We start from the raw sequence: 4,499 nt of genomic DNA, 5'->3' as shown, positions 1-4,499 counted from the left end.
GAACCGGCGGAGCCGCAAGTCAGCGCCGAGGATCTGGCCGAGCGCCATGAACTGCCCGCGTTCCAGGTCGCGAAACGCCTCCGCCTGGCGCCGCTCCATGCCCAGAAGGTCGGCGGCACGCGCCATGTCGATATCGAGGAAGGTGCGGCCCATGAGAAAGTTGGACGCCTCGGCGGCGACGTTCTTGGCGAGCTTTGCCAGCCGCTGGGTGGCGATGATGCCGGCCAGCCCGCGCTTTCGGCCACGGCACATCAAATTGGTCATCGCGCCGAGCGAGAGCTTTCGCGCCTCGTCGGAAACCTCGCCGGCCACCGCCGGCGCGAACAGCTGCGCCTCGTCCACCACCACCAGCATGGGGTACCAGTGGTCACGGGCGACCTCGAACAGCCCGCCGAGGAAGGCGGCGGCACGCCGCATCTGGTTCTCGGCGTCGAGCCCTTCGAGATTGAGCACGGTGGAGACGCGATGCATGCGCGCCCGCTCGCCTGCCGCCTGCAGGCCGCGCTCGGTATGCTGCTCGGCATCGATCACCAGATGGCCGTAACGGTCGCCCAGCGAAACGAAGTCGCCCTCGGGATCGATGATGGTCTGCTGCACCCAGGGCGCGCTCTGCTCCAGCAGGCGCCGCAGCAGATGCGACTTGCCGGAGCCCGAATTGCCCTGCACCAAAAGGCGCGTCGCGAGCAGTTCCTCGAGATCCAGCTTCGCCGGGGCGCCTGCGGTCGTCTGTCCCATCTCGATCGCAACGGTCATCTCGACTCAGGCGCTCCTTTCGCAGACGGGCTTATCAACTGGGTCACGGCCCGTCGAGCGTGCATGACCGCCCGCGGCGTGTTGCGCACAACTGTGCAGGCACCGTCTGGAGGGGTCATCAGCCGATGCCTGGCGCAAACTTTGGGTTGACCCCTTCGGACCACGAGGCGACACTCCTCCCAACGCTACGAGTGCGAGGAGGAATGCGATGGACGAGCCCGAACGGTGGCGCCACATGTCGACGGCGCCGAAGGACGGCAGCCGCATCCTGGTCACTGTGCGTCCGTCCGAGCAGGGACCGGCGGAAGTCGACCTTGCCTATTGGTCGCGTGCCGACCAGTTCGCCTCGGAAGGCTGGCGCGCGTCGGACTCTTCGCCCGGGCGCGTCATCGAATACGCCGACCCGGAACTGAAATGCTGGATGCCGCTGCCCACCGCCAACCTTAGCCGCGCGTCGATGCCGGCGCCCTGGGAAGGCGAAGACGCCCAGCAGTTGGATGGGTCCGGGATTTGAGGGGCGCAAGAAATTGGCGAAAGCCGCAAAGCTGCCAATCTCCCCCCTCGTGGGGGAGATTAGCAGTTTCGTTGCCAGCTCGTTAAAACTTGCCTCTCAGAACAGGAACGCGGCTGTGGCGGGGTTGGGTCCGTTGCGGCCCTCGGGCGAATCCATGCCGCGGATCGTCTGCAGGTCCTGCGCATCCAGTTCGAAATCGAAGACATCGAAATTGGCGGCGATGCGATCCCTGCGGATCGACTTTGGAATGACGATCAGCCCCTCCTGGAGATGCCAGCGGATGATCGCCTGTGCGACGGACTTGCCATGTTTTTTGGCGATGCCTGCAATGGTCGGATCGCCGAGCAGCCGGCCGCTGCCCAGAGGGCTCCAGCTTTCGATACGGATGTCGTGCTTGGCATGAAAGTCCCTGACACCGCGCTGCTGGAACTGGGGATGCAGCTCGATCTGGTTGACGACGGGCGTCACACCGGTCTCGCCGATGATCCGCTCCAGATGGTCCTGGTTGAAGTTCGAAACGCCGATCGATTTGATGCGGCCGGCCTGCCTGAGTTCGACCAGCGTCTTCCAGGCCTCGACATATTTGTCCTGGCTGGGCACAGGCCAGTGGATCAGGAACAGGTCGATCTGTTCGACGCCGAGCTTCTCCATCGTCTCGTCGAAGGCGCGCAAGGCCGCATCGCGCTGGTGCGCGCCGTTGCGCAGTTTCGAGGTGATGAACAGCTCAGCCCGCGGCACGCCGGCACTGCGGATCGCCTCTCCGACCCCTTCCTCGTTCTGATAGCCTTCGGCGGTGTCGATCAGGCGATAGCCGGCCTCGATGCCCCAACCCACCACGTCGGCGGTGATGTCCTGGTCGACCTGCCACACACCGAGGCCGAGTTGGGGAATGGCGGAGCCGTCGTTCAATGCAATCTGTTCGGGCATGGTGGGCTGTTCAGGCATGAGGGATCCTTTGCAAAGCTGGGCCGGGCGTCCGCCCGGCGCACAGCCTATCTAGGTCCGACAAGGGGCAACGGCCAGCCGACAGCGGACAAATTGCCGTGTGAAGTGCGCCTGCAAGTGTGACTTCGGCGTCGGCCGCATCCTCACCGCGGCCGGCGCACCGCCCGCACCACCCCGGCGGATGTGCTGCCGCAATAAAGGCGGTCGCCGCCATCGGATTCCAGCCCCGACACGCCCATCCCGGCCGGCATGTCGAGCTTCTCCAGAACCTTGCCTGATTTCGGGTCGACGCGGCGCAGGTCGCTCTGGTCGCCTTCCCAGGTGGCGTGCCACAGCTCGCCCTCGACCCATGTCACCCCGGTGACGAAGCGGTTGGATTCGATGGTGCGCAGGATCGCACCGGTTTCCGGGTCGACCTGGTGGATCTTGCGTTCGCGGTATTGTCCCACCCAGAGCGTTCCTTCGGCCCAGGTCAGCCCGGAATCGCCGCCACCACCGGGCGCCGGAATAGTCGCCAACACCTGGCCGGTATCAGGGTCGATCTTCTGTATCAGGTCGTTGGCAAGCTGGAAGAAATGCTGGCCGTCCCAGGCGGTGCCGGCATGCGCCGCGACATCGATCGAGCGCAGGTTCTGCCCGCTCTCCGGATCGAAGGCGTTCAGCTTCTCGCCCGAGGCAAACCAGACATTGCTGCCGTCAAAGCTCACCCCATGCACCCTCTCCACATCGGCAAAGGGTCCGTATTCGCGCAGGATTTCGGCCGTTGACTGTTTCATGTCCTTGTCCTCATTGAGATCCGATGTCACTTCCTAACCGTTCGGCAGCGGGGCCGGGAGTAACAAGGTGGTCGTGAATCCCACCAGTGGAGGCGTCATCCAGCGGCGCGCCCGGCCGTGACCGAAAAACTGCACCTTGCCGGCCTCGCCAAGCTGCTCCAACGCCCGCTGCACGCTGCGCTGCCCGGTGCCAAGCGCCAGCGCCAACGCCGAACTCGCCCAGGATTCACCGTCGGCAAGGAAAGCCAGCACCGCCGCGTGCCGCTCCTCGATCGGCCGCGCCAGCACCAGCACCTCGCGTGCCTGGCGCGGCGCCAGCGCGAAGCCCTGGCTGGTGGCGCCGATGTCGGCCAAGCCCCGCAATTCGGTGCGCAGCCGGCCGATCTCGACCCGCAGCCGCGCCCGATGCGATTCATCGGCGTGCCTGCCGCCGAAGGCTTGCGCGATCAGCGTCGCCCTGGACACATCGCCTGGCCACGCTTCGGCGAGCGTACGGGCCAGCGCGAACAGAACCGGGCGCGTGGCCAGCGAGACCGTTTTCTCCTGTTGGCGCACGACATATCGGAAATTATCGACCAGCAGCGCCGGCGACGCCTGCAACGCCTCGACGTCCTCAAGCAGCAACGGGCGCTGCTCGCCAGCCGCGATCAGCCGCGCCGCCGGCGTGTCCAGCGCCAGGAATGCGCGGTCGACTTCAGCGATGAGCCCCGCAATGCCGGCCTGGCGGGCGGCGTGGCGTGCCCACTCCAACGCCCTGCGCGCCGGCTTCGTCTTGAGGCGCCGCATCGCGATGCCGGCGACGGCAAGTTCGTGGGCGGCGCGCGAGGCCGGCGGAAGCGGTGCCGGGTCGAGCCCCGCCAGCACGTCTTCGGCCTCGTCGAGACGGCCGATCAATAGCAGGCGCCGCACCTTGAGGTGGCCGGCATGCGCTGCGTTCAGCCGGTCGCCATGCTTTTCCAGCGTCGCCCGCGCCGCATCCAAAGCCTTGGCCGGCCAGCCGAGATCCCGCGAGACCAGCGCGATCTCGGCCTCGGCAACGACGCATCTGGCACGCGCTACCGCCTCTTTCGGGCCGAAGCCGCGCGCGGCACGCCGCAGCAGCGCCTTGGCGCGATCGAGATCACCGAGCTGCGCCATGGCAATGCCGCGCAGCGCCAGCGCCGGCGGGTCTTCGCGCAAGGCGACGCGATCCAGCGCGCCGAGCGGGTCGCCTCCGGCCAGTGCCAGCGCAGCCGCGGTGATCAGCGAATCCATTCAAATCCCGTCACACTTGTAACTCCCACCCTTGTGCGTCGCCGCCCTAACTTAAATCCGTACCGTCAACCGGCAAGCCGCATCGGCAACTATCGGCAACGCGCGGCACGCCAAGGGAGAACCGACAATGCCAACCGACACTCCTCTCCACCCGGCCGAAGGCACCGTGAGGATGCGCCACCCCTGCTGCGACGGGCCGGCTCCTGCAAATCCCGTCACACTTGTAACTCCCACCCTCCCGCTTCACCGCCCTATTC

At 66.5% G+C, this 4,499-nt stretch carries 5 protein-coding genes; 1 reads left to right on the top strand and 4 read right to left on the bottom strand.

Going from position 1 to position 4,499, the window contains the following annotated elements; all coding sequences use genetic code 11:
- The coding region (locus EN879_RS25310) for an ATP-binding protein (protein WP_164774565.1) at nucleotides 1-753 on the bottom strand (753 nt) is incomplete at its 3' end.
- 208 nt (nucleotides 754-961) lie between these two features.
- Here EN879_RS25310 and EN879_RS25305 point away from each other — a divergent pair.
- Nucleotides 962-1,267: a hypothetical protein gene (locus tag EN879_RS25305; protein WP_013530714.1), complete on the top strand. Its 306-nt coding sequence runs from the start codon at nucleotides 962-964 to the stop codon at nucleotides 1,265-1,267.
- Nucleotides 1,268-1,363: 96 nt separating this feature from the next.
- On the opposite strand, the gene EN879_RS25300 is transcribed toward EN879_RS25305, so the two are convergent.
- The 3 genes from EN879_RS25300 to EN879_RS25290 form a co-directional block, all read right to left on the bottom strand.
- Complete coding sequence (locus tag EN879_RS25300; RefSeq protein ID WP_174299083.1) at nucleotides 1,364-2,194, bottom strand: aldo/keto reductase; 831 nt, start codon at nucleotides 2,192-2,194, stop codon at nucleotides 1,364-1,366.
- A 161-nt stretch (nucleotides 2,195-2,355) separates the two neighbouring features.
- Entirely contained in the window at nucleotides 2,356-2,988 is a 633-nt protein-coding gene (locus EN879_RS25295; RefSeq protein WP_013530712.1) for a PQQ-binding-like beta-propeller repeat protein, read from the bottom strand.
- Between the two features lie 33 nt (nucleotides 2,989-3,021).
- Nucleotides 3,022-4,242 carry a hypothetical protein gene (locus EN879_RS25290; protein ID WP_063168582.1) on the bottom strand — a complete coding sequence of 407 codons (1,221 nt, stop codon included), beginning with the start codon at nucleotides 4,240-4,242 and terminating at the stop codon, nucleotides 3,022-3,024.
- Between the last annotated feature and the right edge of the window lie 257 nt (nucleotides 4,243-4,499).

Source organism: Mesorhizobium sp. M7A.F.Ca.AU.002.02.1.1, assembly GCF_003998535.1.
Lineage (GTDB): Bacteria > Pseudomonadota > Alphaproteobacteria > Rhizobiales > Rhizobiaceae > Mesorhizobium > Mesorhizobium ciceri.
This window is presented reverse-complemented; position numbering and strand designations above follow the sequence as displayed.

Coding starts and splice junctions, on each gene's coding strand:
- EN879_RS25300 (WP_174299083.1), bottom strand. CDS start 2,194: ATGCCCGAACAGATTGCATTGAACGACGGCTCCGCCATTCCCCAACTC.
- EN879_RS25305 (WP_013530714.1), top strand. CDS start 962: ATGGACGAGCCCGAACGGTGGCGCCACATGTCGACGGCGCCGAAGGAC.
- EN879_RS25290 (WP_063168582.1), bottom strand. CDS start 4,242: ATGGATTCGCTGATCACCGCGGCTGCGCTGGCACTGGCCGGAGGCGAC.
- EN879_RS25295 (WP_013530712.1), bottom strand. CDS start 2,988: ATGAAACAGTCAACGGCCGAAATCCTGCGCGAATACGGACCCTTTGCC.